Annotated in this window: 16 protein-coding genes and 2 pseudogenes; 14 read left to right on the top strand and 4 right to left on the bottom strand. The window is 63.7% G+C overall.

The annotated features are described in order from the left end of the window. Positions 1–45: 45 nt before the first annotated feature. From GGR23_RS13055 to GGR23_RS13040, 4 genes are read right to left on the bottom strand one after another with little or no spacing between them, the layout of a single operon-like run. Complete coding sequence (locus tag GGR23_RS13055) at positions 46–1443, bottom strand: APC family permease (RefSeq protein WP_183366773.1); 1398 nt, start codon at positions 1441–1443, stop codon at positions 46–48. A gap of 46 nt (positions 1444–1489) precedes the next feature. Further along, the gene (locus tag GGR23_RS13050; RefSeq protein ID WP_183366715.1) at positions 1490–1660 is read right to left on the bottom strand and encodes a hypothetical protein; all 171 of its coding nucleotides are present in this window, start codon (positions 1658–1660) and stop codon (positions 1490–1492) included. 10 nt (positions 1661–1670) lie between these two features. Further along, positions 1671–2051, bottom strand: coding sequence for a hypothetical protein (locus tag GGR23_RS13045; protein ID WP_183366714.1), 381 nt, complete (start codon positions 2049–2051; stop codon positions 1671–1673). 2 nt (positions 2052–2053) lie between these two features. After that, positions 2054–2326, bottom strand: coding sequence for a hypothetical protein (locus GGR23_RS13040; protein ID WP_246365349.1), 273 nt, complete (start codon positions 2324–2326; stop codon positions 2054–2056). A gap of 245 nt (positions 2327–2571) precedes the next feature. Between GGR23_RS13040 and GGR23_RS13035 the strand changes: the two genes are divergently transcribed. From GGR23_RS13035 to GGR23_RS12975, 14 genes and pseudogenes are all read left to right on the top strand, one after another. Further along, positions 2572–3468: a class II glutamine amidotransferase gene (locus tag GGR23_RS13035; RefSeq protein ID WP_183366713.1), complete on the top strand. Its 897-nt coding sequence runs from the start codon at positions 2572–2574 to the stop codon at positions 3466–3468. 4 nt (positions 3469–3472) lie between these two features. Further along, positions 3473–4162 (top strand): GltB/FmdC/FwdC-like GXGXG domain-containing protein, encoded by a 690-nt coding sequence (locus GGR23_RS13030; protein ID WP_183366712.1) that lies wholly within the window; start codon positions 3473–3475, stop codon positions 4160–4162. 9 nt (positions 4163–4171) lie between these two features. Continuing rightward, positions 4172–5500 carry an FMN-binding glutamate synthase family protein gene (locus GGR23_RS13025; protein ID WP_183366711.1) on the top strand — a complete coding sequence of 443 codons (1329 nt, stop codon included), beginning with the start codon at positions 4172–4174 and terminating at the stop codon, positions 5498–5500. Positions 5501–5575: 75 nt separating this feature from the next. Next, the gene (gene glnT, locus GGR23_RS13020) at positions 5576–6883 is read left to right on the top strand and encodes a type III glutamate--ammonia ligase (protein ID WP_183366710.1); all 1308 of its coding nucleotides are present in this window, start codon (positions 5576–5578) and stop codon (positions 6881–6883) included. A 418-nt stretch (positions 6884–7301) separates the two neighbouring features. Continuing rightward, a pseudogene (locus tag GGR23_RS13015) lies at positions 7302–8378 on the top strand (NAD(P)-binding domain-containing protein); the annotation flags it as partial. Between the two features lie 15 nt (positions 8379–8393). Continuing rightward, positions 8394–8645 (top strand): annotated as a pseudogene (locus GGR23_RS23620) (NAD(P)/FAD-dependent oxidoreductase); the annotation flags it as partial. 325 nt (positions 8646–8970) lie between these two features. Continuing rightward, complete coding sequence (locus GGR23_RS13010; protein WP_183366708.1) at positions 8971–10734, top strand: trimethylamine N-oxide permease; 1764 nt, start codon at positions 8971–8973, stop codon at positions 10732–10734. 140 nt (positions 10735–10874) lie between these two features. Beyond that, complete coding sequence (locus GGR23_RS13005; protein ID WP_183366707.1) at positions 10875–12011, top strand: aminomethyl transferase family protein; 1137 nt, start codon at positions 10875–10877, stop codon at positions 12009–12011. A gap of 83 nt (positions 12012–12094) precedes the next feature. Then, entirely contained in the window at positions 12095–12712 is a 618-nt protein-coding gene (locus GGR23_RS13000; protein WP_183366706.1) for a dimethylamine monooxygenase subunit DmmA family protein, read from the top strand. Continuing rightward, positions 12709–13671, top strand: coding sequence for a PDR/VanB family oxidoreductase (locus tag GGR23_RS12995; RefSeq protein ID WP_183366705.1), 963 nt, complete (start codon positions 12709–12711; stop codon positions 13669–13671). Before GGR23_RS13000 ends, GGR23_RS12995 begins: the two co-directional genes overlap by 4 nt. An 11-nt stretch (positions 13672–13682) precedes the next feature. Then, complete coding sequence (locus GGR23_RS12990) at positions 13683–14750, top strand: heme-dependent oxidative N-demethylase family protein (protein ID WP_183366704.1); 1068 nt, start codon at positions 13683–13685, stop codon at positions 14748–14750. Continuing rightward, entirely contained in the window at positions 14750–15757 is a 1008-nt protein-coding gene (locus GGR23_RS12985; protein ID WP_183366703.1) for a GlxA family transcriptional regulator, read from the top strand. The genes GGR23_RS12990 and GGR23_RS12985 overlap by 1 nt, the downstream gene beginning before the upstream one ends. A gap of 167 nt (positions 15758–15924) precedes the next feature. Continuing rightward, positions 15925–18303: a trimethylamine N-oxide demethylase gene (locus tag GGR23_RS12980; protein ID WP_183366702.1), complete on the top strand. Its 2379-nt coding sequence runs from the start codon at positions 15925–15927 to the stop codon at positions 18301–18303. A gap of 244 nt (positions 18304–18547) precedes the next feature. Beyond that, positions 18548–19630, top strand: a complete 1083-nt coding sequence (locus tag GGR23_RS12975) for a GlxA family transcriptional regulator (protein ID WP_183366701.1) — start codon at positions 18548–18550, stop codon at positions 19628–19630. Positions 19631–19641 lie beyond the last annotated feature (11 nt).

The raw sequence follows: 19641 nt of genomic DNA, 5'->3' as shown, positions 1-19641 counted from the left end.
AAAAAAAAGGGCCTGCCGCGAAGGGCACGGCAGGCCCGGGTTTCCTTAATAGCCCTGCGGGCGCGGCCAGGGCATGGTGAACTGCGCACCGCGATCGACGAAGCGATAGCGGCGGAAGTGGAACCAGAGGCTGACCACGATGTAGAAGCCGATCATGGCCACCAGCTGCGTCCCGTAGCCCAGGAACACCGCGAAGAAGGTGATGGCACACAGGGCGAGCAGCGTGATGGCCGGCAGCGGATGGAAAGGATGCTCGTAACCCCGCTTGATCACGCCCATCGGCCACTTCTTCCGGAAGAGGATGATGTTGAGCGGCATGAAGGTGTATTCCAGCAGCCCCGACAGGATCGAGAAGGTGATGACCTGGTCGAGCGGCGCGCCGAGCGCGAAGATGAGCGCGATCGGCACCAGGAACAGGATGGAGCGGTAGGGCGTCCGGTACTTCGGATGCACCGCCCCGAACCATGCGGGCAAGTACTTGTCGCGGCCCATGGCGAACCAGGCGCGGGACGCATCGTTGATGCAGCCATTGGCCGAGGCGAGCGTGGCAAAGAGCGTGCCGATGCCGAGCAGCCAGACAAGGGCATCCGACCCGGACAGCCGCGCCGTGTCGAACAGCGGCGCCACCGAGCCGGACACGCCGTCGCCGAGGAATTCCCACGGCAGCACGCCCGAGCACACATACCAGGTCAGCGTTGCCGCGATCAGCAGCGTCATGATCCCGGCAAGCGTGCCGAAGGGCAGGGCGCGCGCCGGCGAGCGGACCTCTTCCGCCGCCTGGGTGGTGCCCTCGATCCCGAGATAGTACCACAGGCCGAAATGCATCGCGGCCAGAACGCCGATCCATCCGTAGGGCAGTTCGTGACCCTCGAAGAGTGCCGCATGCTGCATGATGCCGCCGCCGAGAATGCCCGAGGTGGACAGGAACAGGACGATGATCGCGGCAAAGGCCACGGCGGTAATCACGAGGTTGAAGGTCAGCGTCGCCAGCACCCCGCGATAGTTCAGCCAGGCGAGGAACATGATGACCAGCACGATGAAGGGCCGCTGGTCGAGCGTCCCGGCATAGCCGGTCATGTTGGAGACGACGGAGACGAGATAGCCGGCCGTGATGGCATTCGCGGCCTCCAGCATCGTATAGGCAAAGACGAGGTAGAGGCCGACATTGAAGGCCATGAGCGGGCCGACGATGTGCTTGGCCTGCGTATACTGACCGCCTGCGGCGGCGACCGTCGAGGTCACCTCCGAATCGATCATGGCGACGCAGGTATAGAGGATGCCGGCGAACCAGCAGGCCAGAAGCGCGGCATAGGCCCCGCCCTTGCCGACGGCGAAGTTCCAGCCCATGTACTCGCCGACGAGCACGATGCCGACGCCAAGGGCCCACACATGGGCGGGCCCGAGCACGCGCAGCAGGCCGACCTTGGTGCCATGCGGCCCCATGCCGTCCCTTACGTTCGATGTGATGTCGAAGTTTGCCATGATGCCCTCACCCCTTGAAGGTTTCTTCGGTCATGGCCTCCAGCTCGCCCTCGCGGGAGGAGGTCAGGACATCTTCCGGATAGGTGGTGTCGGTCCGAACCCAGTCGACCACCATGTAGAGGCCGAGCAGGATCGAGAGACCCCAGGCCAGGTATTCGATGTAATTCCAGGTCTGCATCGCCCGATCCTCACTTCTCGCCGAACTTTTCGGCAATGACGTCCCGATATTCCGCCTCCGAAAACTTCAGCATCAGCACGTAGTAGGCGATGATCACCACGATCATCGTCACCAGCGCGCCGAAGGTGAAGGAATAGTCGAAGCGGGAGAGAATGAGGTCATGGGCGCTCTCCGGCGTGTAGCCGAGCGCCTCGTACTGCTTCGCCTGGGCGGCATTCTGCCCGAGCGCTTCCCAGGTGGGGCTGGCGACCGGAGCAGGCACGGTCTTCGACGAACCGGCCATGTGCAGCCAAAGCGGCACGAACAGCGCACCGACAGTCAGCGCGACCAGCACGATCACGTCCACGAGCTGGCTGAGCTTGCCCTGAACGGGCGGTTTGTAGTGGGCCATGGTCATTTCCCCCGCGCTTCGTCGAGAAACCGCAGGTCGAGGCCGTAGATGAAATCCCGGTCCTCCCGGTAATGCCGGAGCATGGCGGCAATGGCCGCCGTGTTGAACACGAGAACCACCGCGCCGGCCGAAAGCAGCAGCACGCGCGCTGCCGCCGAGGGTGCGAGATTCCAGGTGGCGATTGCCACGAAGGCGATGGAAAACCAGAGGCCGATGATGAATGCCCAGGCGATGGTCACGTCGCGCCGGTGCATCGCCTCAATGCGTTGCGTCATGTCAGGCATGTTCCCCTCCCAAGGCCCCGCCTCCATTTATCCGCAGAAGGATGGGCCCCGAGATGCCCTCTCCGGCAAAAAATTTACCTCCAAGGAAATCTGCCTGCGACAATCTGTCAAGGAAAACCTGCGAGAAAGCTCATTTGCCCCCAAATTTCCCGACGAGGAAAAATTGTTTCTTGTGAGTTGAAAACGCAAAAGCGCGGTGATAGCGTCTTCCCAATTGAAACAGAGGAGACGAAACCATGTGCGGAATCGTAGGATTGTTCCTCAAGGAGCCGAGGCTGGAGCCCGAGCTCGGAGCGATGCTGACGGACATGCTGATCACCATGACGGATCGCGGTCCGGATTCGGCCGGCATCGCCATCTATTCCCCGGCGGGCAAGGGTCTCGGAAAGATCACCGTCCAGTCCGCAACGCCAGACCGGGACTTCGATGCACTCGACGGCGACCTGAGGGAGGCCATCGGCGCGCCCGTCGCCCTGATGGCGAAATCGACCCATGCCGTCATCGAAGTGCCGCTCGAACAGATCGAGGCGGCGCGTGCAGCCCTGGCGCACCTGCGTCCCGGCGTGAAGGTGATGTCATCGGGCGAGAACATCGAGATCTTCAAGGAGGTGGGTCTGCCGAAGGATGTGGCGGCCCGCTTCGGCCTGTCGAAGATGGGCGGCACCCACGGCATCGGTCATACCCGCATGGCGACCGAATCCGCCGTCACCACGATGGGCGCGCATCCCTTCTCGACCGGCTCCGACCAGTGCCTGGTGCATAACGGTTCGCTGTCCAACCACAATGGCGTGCGCCGCATGCTTCGTCGCGAGGGCATGACCTTCGAGACGGAGAACGACACGGAAGTCGCCGCGGCCTTCATCAGCCACAAGCTGAAGCGCGGCGAGGCGCTGGGGTCCGCACTCGAGGCGACGCTGACGGATCTGGACGGTTTCTTCACCTTCGTCGTCGGCACCCACAACGGCTTCGGCGTGGTTCGCGATCCCATTGCCTGCAAGCCGGCAGTGATGGCCGAGACCGACGAATATGTCGCCTTCGGCAGCGAATACCGGGCGCTCGTCAATCTCCCGCGCATCGAGAGTGCCCGGGTGTGGGAGCCGGAACCGGCCACCGTCTACTTCTGGGAGCGCTGAAATCATGCAGACATTCGACCTGGAGAAAGAGGGCCTTCGCGCCCTGAACTCCTCGCTACATGCCCTGAAGGGTCAGACCAACATGACCCGCTGGGAGGTGATCAATCCCAAGGGTGCCCACGCGATCGCGGCCGGCGTGGATGCCGAGGTGGAAATCACGGTGCGCGGTTCGACCGGCTATTACTGCGCGGGCATGAACAAGCAGGCCACCATCCTGATCAAGGGGTCCGCCGGACCCGGCGTTGCGGAAAACATGATGTCCGGCAAGGTCGTCATCGATGGCGATGCCAGCCAGTATGCCGGCGCAACCGGGCGGGGCGGCCTGCTCGTCATCAAGGGCAATGCCTCGTCGCGATGCGGCATCTCCATGAAGGGCATCGATATCGTCGTCCATGGCAATATCGGCCACATGTCGGCCTTCATGGCCCAATCGGGCAACCTCGTGGTTCTCGGCGATGCCGGCGAGGCGCTGGGCGACAGCCTCTACGAGGCGCGGCTCTTCGTGCGGGGCAATGTCCGCTCGCTCGGGGCGGACTGCATCGAAAAGGAAATGCGGCCGGAGCATTTCGAACTGCTGGAACGGCTGCTCAAGGCCGGCGAGGCCGACGCAAAGGCGCGGCCCGAACAGTTCCGCCGCTATGGCTCGGCCCGCAAGCTCTACAACTTCAACATCGACAATGCGTCGGCGTACTGAGGCACAACCATGACCGATTTTCCCAAAACACCGCCTCGTTTCTCTGCCACCTTCACCCCCGCCGTCAATGCCGAGATCCGCCGTGCGGCCGCGTCCGGCATCTACGATATCCGTGGCGGCGGCACCAAGCGCCATCTGCCCCATTTCGACGACCTGCTGTTTCTCGGGGCCTCGATCAGCCGCTATCCGCTGGAAGGCTACCGCGAGAAATGCTCGACCGACGTGTGGCTCGGCACACGCTTTGCCAAGAAGCCGATCCATCTCGACATTCCGATCACCATCGCCGGCATGAGCTTCGGGGCCCTTTCCGGCCCGGCAAAGGAGGCGCTGGGACGCGGGGCGTCCGCGGCCGGTACCTCGACCACCACGGGCGATGGCGGCATGACCGAGGAGGAGCGCGGCCATTCGAAGACGCTGGTCTACCAGTATCTGCCGAGCCGCTACGGCATGAACCCGGACGATCTCCGCCGCTGCGATGCGATCGAGATCGTGGTGGGCCAGGGCGCGAAACCCGGCGGCGGCGGCATGCTTCTCGGCCAGAAGATTTCCGACCGCGTGGCCAACATGCGCAACCTGCCGAAGGGCATCGACCAGCGCTCCGCCTGCCGCCATCCGGACTGGACGGGACCGGACGATCTGGAGATCAAGATCCACGAGCTGCGCGAGATCACCGACTGGGAAAAGCCCATCTATGTGAAGGTCGGCGGCGCGCGCCCCTATTACGACACCGCGCTTGCGGTCAAGGCGGGCGCCGACGTGGTGGTCCTCGACGGCATGCAGGGCGGCACCGCGGCGACGCAGGACGTGTTCATCGAGCATGTCGGCATGCCGATCCTGGCCTGCATCCCGCAGGCGGTGAAGGCGCTGCAGGATCTCGGCATGCACCGCAAGGTGCAGCTCATCGTCTCCGGCGGCATCCGCTCCGGTGCCGACGTGGCCAAGGCAATGGCGCTCGGCGCCGATGCGGTGGCCATCGGCACGGCAGCCCTCATCGCGCTCGGCGACAACGATCCCGTCCACGAGGAGGAATACCGGAAGCTCGGCACGACCGCCGATGCCTATGACGACTGGCACGAGGGACGCGATCCCGCCGGCATCACCACCCAGGATCCGGAGCTCTACAAGCGCTTCGATCCGATCCTCGGCGGCCGGCGGCTGAAGAACTACCTCAAGGTGATGACGCTGGAAGCCCAGACCATCGCGCGCGCCTGCGGCAAGAACCACCTGCACAACCTCGAACCCGAGGATCTCTGCTCGCTGACCATAGAGGCGGCCGCCATGGCCGGCGTTCCTCTTGCGGGCACCAACTGGATACCGGGACGAAATGGCGGCTTCTGAGCCGCCCCCGGGCACACAAGAAAATAAAAGAGCGGAACACAGAGACGAACCTACAGACACACTGGGGGATACAGAATGGCAAATAATCTGGCCGGCTGGGCCAAGGAAAAGGGCGTCAAGTACTTCATGGTCTCCTACACGGACCTCTTCGGCGCCCAGCGCGCCAAGCTGGTTCCTACCCAGGCCATCAACGACATGGCGATCGACGGAGCGGGTTTCGCCGGCTTTGCCACATGGCTGGACCTGACGCCCGCGCATCCCGACATGATGGCGGTGCCGGACCCGGAGGCCGTCATCCAGCTGCCGTGGAAGAAGGAGGTGGCATGGGTCGCCTCCAACTGCGTGATGGACGGCGAGCCCGTGGCCCAGGCGCCGCGCAACGTGCTGCGCCGCCTGGTCGATGAAGCCGCCAAGGAAGGGTTGCGGATGAAAACCGGCGTCGAACCGGAATTCTTCCTGCTCACGCCGCAGGGCGACCGGGTGGCCGATGTCTTCGATACGGCGGAAAAGCCCTGCTACGACCAGCAGGCGGTGATGCGCCAGTACGACGTGATCGCCGAAGTCTGCGACTACATGCTGGAGCTCGGCTGGGAGGCCTACCAGAACGATCACGAGGACGCGACCGGCCAGTTCGAGATGAACTGGAAATATGACGACGTGCTGAAGACGGCGGACAAGCACAGCTTCTTCAAGTTCATGATGAAATCCGTGGCCGAGAAGCACGGGCTGCGCGCCACCTTCATGCCGAAGCCGTTCAGGGGGCTGACCGGATCCGGCTGCCATGCCCATATTTCCGTCTGGAACCTGGACGGCACGAAGAATGCCTTTGCCGATCCCTCGCGGGAACTGGGCCTTTCCGATCAGGGCCGCACCTTCCTCGGCGGCATCATGAAACATGCAAGCGCCCTTGCGGCGATCTGCAATCCGACCGTCAACAGCTACAAGCGCATCAACGCGCCGCGCACCACGTCGGGCGCGACCTGGGCACCGAATACGGTGACCTGGACCGGCAACAACCGCACGCACATGGTGCGCGTGCCCGGTCCCGGTCGCTTCGAGCTGCGCCTGCCGGACGGGGCTGCCAACCCCTACCTGATGCAGGCCGTCATCCTGGCCGCCGGAATCGACGGCATCCGCACCGGGGCCGATCCGGGTCCGCGCCACGACATCGACATGTACCAGATGGGCCACACGGTGAAGAATGCGCCGAAGCTGCCGCTGAACATGCTCGATGCCCTCAGGGAATACGACAGCGACACGACGCTGAAGGCGATGATGGGCGACGAATTCTCCGCCGCCTATCTGAAGCTCAAGCATCAGGAGTGGAACAGCTACGCCTCGCATTTCTCCCGCTGGGAGACGGAAAACACGCTGGATATCTGAGCGAGAGACCGCCTTCCGGTCAACGGAAGCCGGCCTGCCTGCATCGGCAGGCGATCACGCGCCGGCGCCCGCCACGCGCTGGCTTGGCCCGGCGGCTTCGCTTCGACGTCCGGCAGGCCCTTAAGTCCTCCCCCAGGACTTAAGCTGACCCCGGTGCTGCCCTGACCTCTGCCCAGATGGCGGAAGCAGGGCGGTTCCGGGGATTTTTGGCGTTCGTCCGGGAAGGCCCGGGCAGCGCCGCCGGACGGGGTCCCTGCACGCGCCCTTTCGGCCCCTGCCTCTGCCATCAAGCGAACAATTCGCGGAATGAAGTTTCACCTCAGGAAAAAGATTTGACAGAGACGCAACTCGGATTCTAGCATTCCCCTCAAGGCAAAGGCGAACCATTTGCCGCGGGAACAGCGAACCGGAGGCATTGATGAAGAAGAGAGTTGCAGTGATCGGTGCGGGGCCATCGGGACTGGCGCAACTGCGTGCATTTCAGTCGGCAAAGGCCAAGGGCGCCGACATTCCCGAGATTGTCTGCTTCGAAAAGCAGTCGAACTGGGGCGGCCTGTGGAACTACACATGGCGCACGGGCCTGGATGAAAACGGCGAGCCGGTCCACTGCTCGATGTATCGCTATCTCTGGTCCAACGGACCGAAGGAAGGCCTGGAGTTTGCCGACTATTCCTTCGAGGAGCACTTCGGAAAACAGATCGCTTCCTATCCGCCCCGCGCGGTGCTGTTCGACTATATCGAGGGCCGCGTGAAGCGGGCGGGCGTGCGCGACTGGATCCGCTTCTCGACCACGGTCCGCATGGTCCGCTACAACGAGGACAAGGGCAATTTCACGGTCACCGTCCACGACCTCAAGCAGGACCGGATGTATGACGAGGACTTCGACAACGTCATCGTCGCCTCGGGCCATTTCTCCGTGCCGAATGTTCCGGAGTATCCCGGATTCGACAAGTTCAACGGCCGCGTCCTTCACGCCCATGATTTCCGGGACGCGCGCGAATTCGCGGGCAAGGATCTCCTGCTTCTCGGCTCCTCCTATTCGGCCGAAGACATCGGCAGCCAGTGCTGGAAATATGGCGCCAAGTCGATCACGGTGGCCTATCGCCACGCGCCGATGGGCTTCAAGTGGCCCGATAACTGGAAGGAAGTGCCCAAGCTCGAGCGGGTGGACGAGACGACCGCCTATTTCGCCGACGGTACCTCGAAGAAGGTGGACGCCATCATCCTGTGCACGGGATACAAGCACCACTTCCCGTTCCTGCCGGACGACCTTCGCCTGAAGACGGCCAACCGGCTTGCCACCGCCGATCTCTACAAGGGCGTCGTCTGGGTCCACAACCCGAAGCTCTTCTACATCGGAATGCAGGACCAGTGGTTCACCTTCAACATGTTCGACGCCCAGGCCTGGTGGGTGCGGGACGCCATCATGGGCCGCATCCAGATCCCGGCCGACAAGGCCGTGCTGCTGAAGGACGTGGAAGACCGCGTGGCGGGCGAGGATGCCGGCCAGGACGCCCATGACGCCATCCACTACCAGGGCGACTACGTGAAGGAATTGATCGCCGAAACCGACTATCCGTCCTTCGACGTCGACGGCGCCTGCGAAGCCTTCTTCGAGTGGAAGGAGCACAAGAAGCACGACATCATGGCCTTCCGCGACAACGCCTATCGGTCGGTCATAACAGGCACGATGGCGCCGGTGCACCATACGCCATGGAAGGACGCCCTCGAGGACTCCATGGAAAGCTACCTCAGGAACTGAGGCGGCGGGTCACGCGGCCCCTCCGGTACCCCCGGAGGGGCCTTTTTCTTCCGGCCTTCCGCACTCAGACTTTGGAATAAGAAGAAATATTTATTCCCGAAAATAAAACTTTGCTGGCAATATCAGCACATGCGTGATTACATCGGCGGCCGGGACGGACAGGGAGAAACAAGCCCGCCGACCGGTCGACAAGAAGGACGGAACAACACGTCCACAGGGAACAGCTCACGGCCCGCAGGGCCATCATCAACCGAACCAACCGACGCGTGGACACAACAGGGGAACAAACCGTCAGGGCATCGTCGGTTCTACTGGGGAGATCGAAATGTCGAAGGAAACTGGGTCGGGCCAGATGGTCCGGGCGCTGGACTGGAGAGGTGCGTTCTGGGTCGCGGCAGGCGTGCCGCCGCTCGTCCTCTTCTCCATCGGAGGGATTGCGGGCACGACGGGGAAACTTGCCTTCCTCGTCTGGATCATCTCGATGATCATGGGCTTCCTCCAGAGCTTCACCTATGCGGAAATGGCCGGCATGTTCGGCAACAAGTCCGGCGGCACCAGCGTCTATGGCGCAACCGCCTGGCTGCGCTATTCCAAGCTGATCGCGCCGCTTTCGGTGTGGTGCAACTGGTTCGCCTGGTCGCCGGTGCTCTCGCTCGGCTGCGCCATTGCGGCGGGCTACATCCTCAATGCGCTCTTCCCGATCCCGGCGGCCGACAGCCAGCCGGTGCTCGACTGGGTGACGGCGAACCTTTCGAACTACACCGCCGAGACCAAGGCGGTCGTCGATTACATCGCCGCCAATGCCGGCACGGCGGTCCCCGATGCGATCAAGGCCGTGGCCACCGCCGACGGCGTCGCCGCGCTGACGCCCGCCTTCCGCACCTGGGAACTCGTGGCTATCCCGATCCCTGGGCTCGGCTCCCTGCATTTCAACTCCACCTTCGTCATCGGCGTGGTTCTGATGCTGCTGATCCTGCGCATCCAGCACGGCGGCATCGCCTCCACCGCCAGCGCCCAGAAGTGGCTTGCCATCATCGTGCTGGTACCGCTCCTGCTGGTCGGCCTGGTGCCGATCGTGACGGGCGAGATCAACAGCGCCAACGTCACCAACCTCCTGCCGCCCTCCGCAGCCTATTCCGGGCAGGACGGCACGTGGAACATCGGTGGCTGGACGCTCTTCCTCGGGGGCCTCTACATCGCGGCCTGGTCCACCTACGGCTTCGAGACCGCGGTCTGCTACACGAGCGAACTGAAGGATCCCAAGCGGGACACCTTCAAGGCGATCTTCTACTCCGGCCTGCTGTGCTGCGTGTTCTTCTTCCTCATTCCCTTCTCCTTCCAGGGCGTGCTGGGCACGCAGGGCATGCTGGCAACCGGCATCGTCGACGGAACGGGCGTGGGCGAAGCGCTCGGCAACATGATCGGCGGCGGCAAGGTCGTCACCCAGATCTTCGTCATCCTGATGGTCATGGCACTCTTCATGGCGATCATGACCGCGCTGGCAGGCTCGTCCCGCACGCTCTACCAGGGATCCAAGGATGGCTGGCTGCTCCGATACCTCTCGGGCGTGAACGAAAAGGGCGTTCCCTCCAAGGCGATGTGGACGGACTTCACCTTCAACGTCTTCCTGCTGGCGCTGGCCTCCGATGCCGCGGGCTATTTCTACGTGCTCGCCATCTCGAACGTGGGCTACATCCTGTTCAACTTCCTCAATCTCAACGCCGGCTGGATCCATCGCATCGATTCCGCCCACATGGAGCGCCCGTGGAAGGCGCCCACCTGGCTGATCGCCGTGAATACGGTTCTTGCCTTCGTCAATGCGCTGTTCCTCGGGGCCGGTGCCAAGGTCTGGGGCTACGAGAACGCCCTCTGGTCCGGCCTGGTCTTTGCCGCCTTCATCATCCCGGTCTTCTGGTACCGCCATTACTTCCGCGACGGGGGCCGGTTCCCCAAGGAAGCCTATGACGATCTCGGGCTGACCGACGGCGATCTGGGCGAGCGCAAGGCCGGGATGCTGCCCTACCTGACACTGGTTGCCGGTGCCGCGCTGGTGCTGTGGGCCAACTGGTTCTTCACGCTGCCCGCATGATGCAGACCCCCGGGAGGGCGGCGAGCGCCCGCCTTCCCGGAAATTTCCTTCAAAGAAAAAAACTTGCATTCCAGTATTGATTTTCCCGTTCAAACATCTCAGACTTTCGAAAAACAAGGACACTGAAGGGGAGCAAGCAGATGACGAATTCCTGGCGTTTCTCAACCTTGATCGACCGCCACCGTGCGCTGGGTTCCAACCTGGAGGACTGGTCGGGCATGGGCACCGCCTGGTCCTATGACGGCGATCCGGACGCGGAATACATGGCGATCCGCACCAAGGCCGGGCTGATGGATGTATCCGGCCTGAAGAAGGTCCATATCTCGGGACCCGCCGCCAGCCACGTGATCGAGCGGGCCACGACCCGCAACATGGAAAAGCTGATGCCGGGCAAGGCGGTCTATGCCTGCATGCTCAACGATGCCGGCAAGTTCATCGACGACTGCGTCATCTACCGCTTCGGGCCGAATAGCTTTACCGTCGTGCATGGGTCGGGGCAGGGCCACGAGCAGCTCACCATGGCTTCCACCGGACGCGACGTGTCGATCCGCTTCGACGACAACCTGCATGACCTTTCGCTGCAGGGGCCGCTTGCGGTCGACTATCTCGAAAAGCACATCCCCGGGATCCGCAAGCTCCCCTATTTCAGCCACATGCCGGCGGCGCTCTTCGGCAAGCCGATCACCATCAGCCGGACCGGCTACACGGGCGAGCGCGGCTACGAGATCTTCTGCCGCGGACAGGACGCCGTGATGATCTGGGACCGCATCCTCGACGAGGGCAAGTCCATGGGCATCATTCCCTGCCGCTTCACCACGCTCGACCTGCTGCGCACCGAGAGCTACCTGCTGTTCTTCCCCTTCGACAATTCGGAAATGTATCCCTTCGAGAACGAAGGCCCCGGCGACACGCTGTGGGAGCTCGGCCTCGACTTCACCGTTTCGCCCGGCAAGGTCGGGTTCCGCGGCGCGGAAGAGCATTACCGCCTGAAGGGCAGGGAGCGCTTCAAGATCTGGGGCCTGAAGATGGAAGGCACCAACCCGCCGGGCAACGGCGCTCCCGTGATGCGGGACGGCAAGCAGGTGGGCGTCGTCACCCAGGCCATGTATTCGCCGCTCAACAAGCACAACATCGCGATTGCCCGCATTCCCGTGGATTGCGCCAACAACGACACGGATCTGGTGGTCCAGTGCGCCACCCACGGCGCCATCAAGGCCAGGACCCATTCGCTGCCCTTCTACGACGTCGACAAGAAGCGGCGCACCGTTCAGGACTGAGCCCGACGTGACGATGCCGGGCCCGGTCTTTCCAGGGCCCGGAAAACCGCTGGTGTCTGCCGCATGCTACAGGTGTCGTGACGATGACGAAGACGGAGTTTCCACCCTCGATCCGCAGCCGGCCGGTTTACGGAGAGCTAGAGCCCCGGGCTGGTATCTTTCACTTGATCGTCGCGGACGGGGAGGGCGCGGACGCCGTCATCGCTCTCTTCGCGAAGGCTGCGGATGCGGCCTCCATGCTGGCGAAAAGCCACATCCTCTACACGGCCGGGCCGAACGGAACCGACGAATGGGATCGGATTGCCGCGCTCGGGGCCGCGCAGGCACAGAAGGCCGCGTCTGTCCCGACGCTTCTCTTCCGCCTGGCGCGGGTGCTGCAGGACGTCCAGATGGGCACGCAGATCTATCTGACCGGCACCGAAGGCCTGATGGGTCAGGCCGAACGGGACATCATGGCGCTCGGCTTTCCCCATTCCGACATTCAGAAGGAACACCGGGGGTCCACGGTGCGCCGTGTTCAGTGCGTGCACTGCAAGGGCGTGACCGAGAACGTCCGTACCGATCCCTTCCAGTGCAGCCATTGCGGACTGCATCTTTTCGTGCGCGATCACTATTCGCGCCGCCTTGCCGCCTTCCAGGGCGTCAATATCGATGCGGAAGACAGGGGGCAGGTTCCCCCTCCAGTGGAGCGTTTCAGATGAGTGGCGGCCCGAAGCTGAATGTAAGAGTGGCCGAGGTGGTCAAGGTGAACGACCTGATCACCCGCTTCCGTTTCGTCGCCCGCGACGGCGGCCTTCTGCCGGCCTTCTCCGGCGGCGCGCACACCGTCGTCGAGATGGACGACAACGGCACCCGCCGGCTCAATCCCTATTCGCTGATGTCGGATCCCGAGGACCGGACCGGCTACGAGATCTCCGTGCGCAGGGACGATGCAGGCCGTGGCGGTTCGCTTTACATGCACCGCCATGTGAGGCCGGGCATGGACATGGTTCTCAGCCATCCGGTGAACCTCTTCCCGCTGGACAACCGCGCCCGCAAGCACCTGTTCATCGCCGGCGGCATCGGCATCACGCCCTTCCTGGCGATGACCCGCCAGCTCGCCCGCTTCGGCGGCCGCTTCGAGCTGCATTATGCGACGCGCAACCCGGCGCTCTGCGCCTATGGCGACAGCCTCAAGGCCGCCCACGGTGATCGGGTCCATCTCTATTTCGACGAGCAGGGCGACACGCTGCCGCTTGCCGATCTTCTGTCCCGGCAGCCGCTCGGCACCCATCTCTACTGCTGCGGTCCGAAGGGCATGCTGAACTGGGTACGCTCCGCCGCCGCCACCGCGGGTTGGGCCACCCATGCGGTGCATTTCGAGGAGTTCACCGCGCCGGCAACCGGTGCGCCCTTCGCCGTGACGCTCGAACGGTCGGGGAAGACCCTCACCGTCGGCTCGACCCAGTCGCTGCTGGAGGCCATGGAAGCGGCGGGCGTCGATGCTCCCTATCTCTGCCGGGGTGGTGCCTGCGGCCAGTGCGAGACGGATGTCGTGCGCTGCGATGGCCGGATCGACCATCGCGACCACTGGCTCACGCCGGAAGACATGGCCACCAACACGAAGATCATGCCCTGTGTCAGCCGCTTCGAAGGCCGGACACTGGTGATTGACCGATAGGAGGGAACGGAATGAGCCTGGATGTCGAATATGCCTTCGATGAGTTCTTCCGCGACGAGACCTTCGTCGACGACTTCACCTACCGCAATTCTCCGGCCGCAATCCGCCGCTTCCCCTTCCCCTTCGACCGGGACGACTACATGTATTCGGTCAACATGGAGCCGCATGTTCCGGGACGGAAGGGATCTGTCTTCGAGAAGACCTTCGATGTGGACGAGCACTATGTCAGCGAGATGCGCGACCGCGCCCGCATCCTGGCGAAGGACCCGCTGCGCTGTCAGTCGCTGCCCCACATGACCCTGGCGGGATGGGATCTTCTCGAACTCATCATGGAGTCCAAGGCGCGCGAATATCCCCAATGGTTCAGCCTGACGAAGAATGGCGACCGTTGGCGCTGGATCAACCGGCCGCTCGGCATCGACCACAGCTTTACCTTTCTGGACGAAACCACGCTGCCCTGCGGGCCGATGGAATACATCACCCGCCAGACACAGGGCGATTTCACCCTGCAGGACGAGCGCGAGGGCACGCTGTGGGTGGATGCCGGCATGGTGACGACCCAGGCGGACTGGTCTCTCGATTTCGACATCGGCATGAACTTCCACGAATGGCATGCCCCGGTGCCGCTTGCCCATGAGAAGGGCATTTTCGATCGCGCGCTGAAATTCCTGCTGAAGCTCCAGCATGGTGCGCCGGTGCGCCGCTTCAACTGGACGATGACCGTCAATCCGCTGCTCGATACGGCGCCGGAAACCTATCCGGAATGGGGCTACATGCGCACCACGCTGAACCAGGAGAACATGGGCCACATGATGCATCTCCGGGTCGAGTTGCAGGCACTGTTCCGGCTGCCGCGCTCCAATGCGATCGCCTTTTCCATCCGCGCCTATCTCGGAAAGTTCGAGGAACTGGTGACAGTCCCGAAATGGGGCCGGCGCCTGCACCGGGTGGTGCGCGACATTCACCCCGATCTCGCCGCCTACAAGGGCTTCCTGCGAAACCGGGATGCGATGGCCGAATGGCTGTCGAGTTACGACGACGGCGCGCCCACCTCGCCCGGATGGTGGCCGGAAGACTGATGCAAGCCGAAGGTCCGCTCCGTCTCGGATTCCTGATGTTTCCGGGTTTCCCGATGGCCTGCCTTACCTCGGCCATCGAACCCCTTCGGGCGGCCAACGAAATTTCCGGGCAACGGGCCTTTGTCTGGCGGCTGCTGGCGGAGACGGATGAGCCCGTGCGCTGTTCGGCCGAACTCGGCTTCAAGCCGGACATGATCTTTCAGGACGCGGACGGTCTGGACCATCTCTATCTCGTGTCTCCTCCCACGGCGGAGTTTTCCGATCCGCGCCGGGGGCGCGCCCGGCTGCGCTGGCTCGACCGGACCGGCATCACCATCGGCGCCTTTTCGGGCGGCATCTTTCCGCTTGCGCGCTCCGGTCTCATGGACGACCGCACCTGCTCGGTGCACTGGTGCTATGAGGCGGCCTTCCGCGCGGAATTCCCGGATGTCGCCGCCTCCCAGTCCGTGATCGTGCAGGAGCGGCGGCGCAACACCGTCTCGGGCGCGGGAGCGGTCTTCGACCTCATGCTGAAGCTCATCGAGCAGCGCCTCGGGCGCGACTGCATGACCGAGGTGGCCTGCTGGTTCCAGCATCCCTTCGTGCGCGATGCGGATGCCTCGCAAAAGGTCCCCGTCGCCCGCCTCGGCGCCACGGAAGACAGCCTGACGGGCAAGATCCGCGAGGCGATCCGTCTGTTCGAAAGCCATATCGAGGATCCGCTGCGCATTCCCGACATCGCTGCTGCCGTCGGTCTTTCCGGGCGCCACTTCGATCGCCAGTTCAAGCAGGAAACGGGGCAGAGCCCCTTGCGCTACTATCATCGGCTGCGGCTCGCAAAGGCGCGGCAGAGGGTTCTCTATACCAACGATCCCATCGCCGAGATCGCCGCCTCCGTCGGCTATCCCACGGTCAGCCGCATGGTGCACCACTACCAGGCGGCCTTCGGCGTCAGCCCCAAGACAGAGCGGGGCCTTACCCAGAGCCTTCGCAATGGCCTCGGTCCCCGCCCGGACGACGCGCAATAGCGCGATAGCGAAAATTTCTGTTTGAATTCAAGGGGAGATGCCTTCGTGGAGGCGCAAATTCGTGCTTCCATCGCATTTGCCGCTTGTCTCCGGCAGGGGAGTCGGTATTTAATGAGAATGAACAAGTTTTCCTTGTGATAAAAATCCGGCTATGAAGCGAGGCGAACATGGTAGCTCTTGCCTATCCAGATGTCATCGCGGGACCACCCCGCCCTTCCCGAATCCTGACGCCGCGCAGCTATTCGCGCCATCACGGCGAGGAGCGGCATGTGGTCCAGGGCGGGGGTGCGTCGCTGCTTCAGATCAAGACCGGCGACCGTGTGACCATCCTCAACGACGAGGGCGGACAGCCGGTGGAGATGGTCGCCGCAGGGCTCGATGGCCGCATCGACGCGGCGATCCTCGGCCAGGCGCCCAACGGCTCGGCGGCGGGCCTGAAAGCCATGCTGGCGGCCGGGGAAACGGCGGGCGAGGGGCTCGGCCGTCTTCGCCGTGGCCTCCAGATCCGTGGCATCGATCTTGCGAAAGCAGGCGCAATCCACCTGTTCGGCGCCGATTCCCGGGCTGGTGATTCCGCCGCATTCACCGCGCTCGACGATGGCTGGCTGCTGGTGGCAGCGCCCGGCCTGCCGATGACCCCGGACGCGCAGGATACGGCGACACCCGTCACCGTGCTGCTGAAGCGCGCCTCGCCGCGCCTGGTGGGTCAGTTCGACCTTCCCGATCCGCTGGCCGATCCGGTTCTCGACCTTCGCGTGCGGTCCGCCACCGCCGAAAGCTATTTCGTGAAGGCCGGGGACTATATCCAGATCATCGATGTCGACGGGCGCCAGTGCACCGATTTCCAGTGCTTCGATGCGCGCAAGCTCGACAAGGGCATTCAGCATGCGCTCGATGTGACCACGAGCCGGACCCTGATGGGCCACGCCTATTCCATGCCCGGCCTCCACTCCAAGTATTACGATCAGGACTGGGTGCCCCTCGTGGAGGTGGTGCAGGATACCGTCGGGCGGCACGATGCCTTCGCCATGGCCTGCGCCTCGAAATACTACGACGACATCGGCTATCCCGGCCATGCGAACTGCTCCGACAATTTCAACCGGGCGCTCAAGGACCACGGGGTCGATCCGCGGCCGGGCTGGATGGCGGTCAACCTCTTCTTCAACACCAATATCGACGCCCATGGGGTGCTTGTCAGCGACGAGCCCTGGAGCCGGCCCGGGGATTACGTTCTCTTCCGGGCGCTGACGGACATCGTCTGTGTCAATTCGGCCTGTCCTGACGATACCTCGCCGGCCAATGGCTGGTATCTCAGCGATATCCATGTCCGGACCTATTCCGGGCAGGAGAAATTCTCCCGCTCGGTCGCCTATCGCCCCACGCCCGCCTCGGAGCCGAAAATGACCAAGGAAACCGCCTTCCACGAGCGTATCGCGGAAAAGACCCGGCACCATGTGGAATACAAGGGATACTGGCTGCCGCAGGTCTATTCGGCCCATGGTGCGATCGAGGAATACTGGGCCTGCCGCGAGAAGGCGGTGGTGCTCGATCTCTCGCCGCTGCGCAAGTGGGAGGTGACCGGCCCCGATGCGGAAGCGCTGATGCAGTGGGTGCTGACCCGCGACGTGAAGAAGCTTTCACAGGGACAGGTGGTCTATTCCGCCATGTGCTACGAGCACGGCGGCATGATCGACGACGGGACCCTGTTCCGCCTCGGCCGCGACCAGTTCCGCTGGATCGGCGGTGACGATTACGGCGGAATCTGGATGCGCGAGCAGGCGGAAAAGCTCGGCCTCAACGTGATGGTCCGCTCCTCCACCGACCAGCTGCACAATCTCGCGGTCCAGGGGCCGAATTCGCGCGAGATCATGAGACGGATGATCTGGACCGCGCCGCACCAGCCGTCCATCGACGAGCTGGGCTGGTTCCGCTTCACCATCGGCCGCATCGGCGGCCCCGACGGGGCCCCGGTCGTGGTGTCGCGTACCGGCTACACGGGCGAACTCGGCTTCGAAATCTTCTGCCATCCCAAGGACGGCACTGCCGTCTATGACGCGGTCTGGACCCATGGCGGCGATCTGGGGCTGAAGCCCATGGGGCTTGCGGCGCTGGACATGGTGCGCATCGAGGCTGGGCTGATCTTCGCCGGCTATGATTTTTCCGATCAGACCGATCCCTTCGAGGCGGGCATCGGCTTCACCGTGCCGCTCAAGACGAAGACGGATGATTTCATCGGCCGGGAGGCCCTCATCCGCCGCAAGGAACACCCGGTCCGCAGGTTTGTCGGCCTCGAGATCGAGTCCAGCGTCGACGTGGGCCATGGCGACAGCCTCCATGTGGGACGGGCGCAGGTGGGCGAAGTGACCTCCTCCGTCCGCTCGCCCCTCCTCGGCAAGAACATCGCACTCGCCCGTGTCGATGTCGCCCATGCGGAAACGGGAACGGCACTGGAGGTGGGCAAGCTCGATGGACAGCAGAAGCGCCTTCCCGCACGCATCGTGCCGCTTTCCCACTACGACCCGAAGAAGACCCGGCCGCAAAGCTGAGGAAAGGCGGGGCGCCGGGGATCGGTGGATCGGGCTTGAGCTTGCGTTTCCCGGCAGGGGGGCAGCGCCTCGACGACCCGAGCGAAACCGAACCGGGCCTTCCGATCCCTTCCTGCATTTGCGCGCCGGACCCGCCAGTTGACGGTGAGGCGTCCGATGCGTGGTGCCCGGGGTGCCTGAGAGAATTTGGTGTGAGCCCTTCCGCGCCTCAGGGCCGGCGGGCTTCGGATGGATGAGGACCGCCATGACAGTCGCAGCTATCAGCCATTCTGAATTCCGCGGCAGGGGAGCCGGGTTGTGCCTTGAGGAAAAGAGCGCCACCCCCAGGCCGGCCGAACCCCCCGTTCTCGCCGGTCAGGCCGGTGTTGCCGTTACCTTCCTTCTCATTCCCGGCTTCTGCCTTTTCTCCGTCTCCGCCGCCATAGAGGCCTTCGAACACGCCAACCGCCTCGCGCAGCGCCAGGTCTACCGCTGGCGTTTCGTCTCGGTTCAGGACCGCCACGTGGAATCGGATGCGGGCATCAGCCTCGAATGCGGCACGGATATCGGGCTGGAACTGCATGGCCTGCGTCCCTTCGAGCGGACGGATATCCTGTTCCTTTCGTCAGACCGTCCGGCAAGCCAGATCCTCACGGTCAAGGTGAAGCGCTACCTGCAGGAGGTCTACCGCGCCGGCGCGCGGCTCATCGGTGCAGGCCGCGGCACGCTGCTTCTGGCTGAAACAGGCTTCCTGAATGGAGCGCGCTGTGCCGCGCACTGGCAGTATCTGCCGGAATTCGACGCCCGCTATCCCAGGGTGGAGGTGGATTGCCGTCTTTATGATGTCGGCGACCGCATAACGACCTGCGCCGGCCAGACCGCCACGCTCGATCTGGCGATGAGCCTGGTGCGGCAGGATCTCGGCGCGGAGATCGCCTCGCAGCTCTGCAATCATCATGTGGTGGAACAGGTGCGCCCCGCCCGTCACCGGCAGCGCAGGCCGGACACCTCCTCGATCAAGATCAGCAATCCCCGGCTGGCGGCGGCGATTTCCATCATGAAGGCCAATATCGTGCAGCCCCTGCCGCTGACGGTGCTGGTACGGCAACTGGGCATGTCCCGCAGGCAGGTCGAGAGGCTTTTCGAACTCGAGGGGCAACAGGCGCCGGCGCGCTTCTATCTCCATGTTCGGCTGGAGGAGGCGCAGATGCTGCTGCAGAAATCCGATCTGCCGATCGTCGATATCGGCAAGGCCTGCGGTTTCGTCTCGGCCTCGCATTTCTCCAAGTGCTACCGCAGGCGGTTCGGCCATTCCCCGAAAAGGGAGCGGGAACAGGACGATGATTGAACGCCCCGGGG

Source organism: Gellertiella hungarica (assembly GCF_014197145.1).
In the GTDB taxonomy this organism is placed as follows: domain Bacteria; phylum Pseudomonadota; class Alphaproteobacteria; order Rhizobiales; family Rhizobiaceae; genus Gellertiella; species Gellertiella hungarica.
Note: the sequence above shows the minus strand (reverse complement) of the source record. Positions and strands in the feature narration are given on the sequence as shown.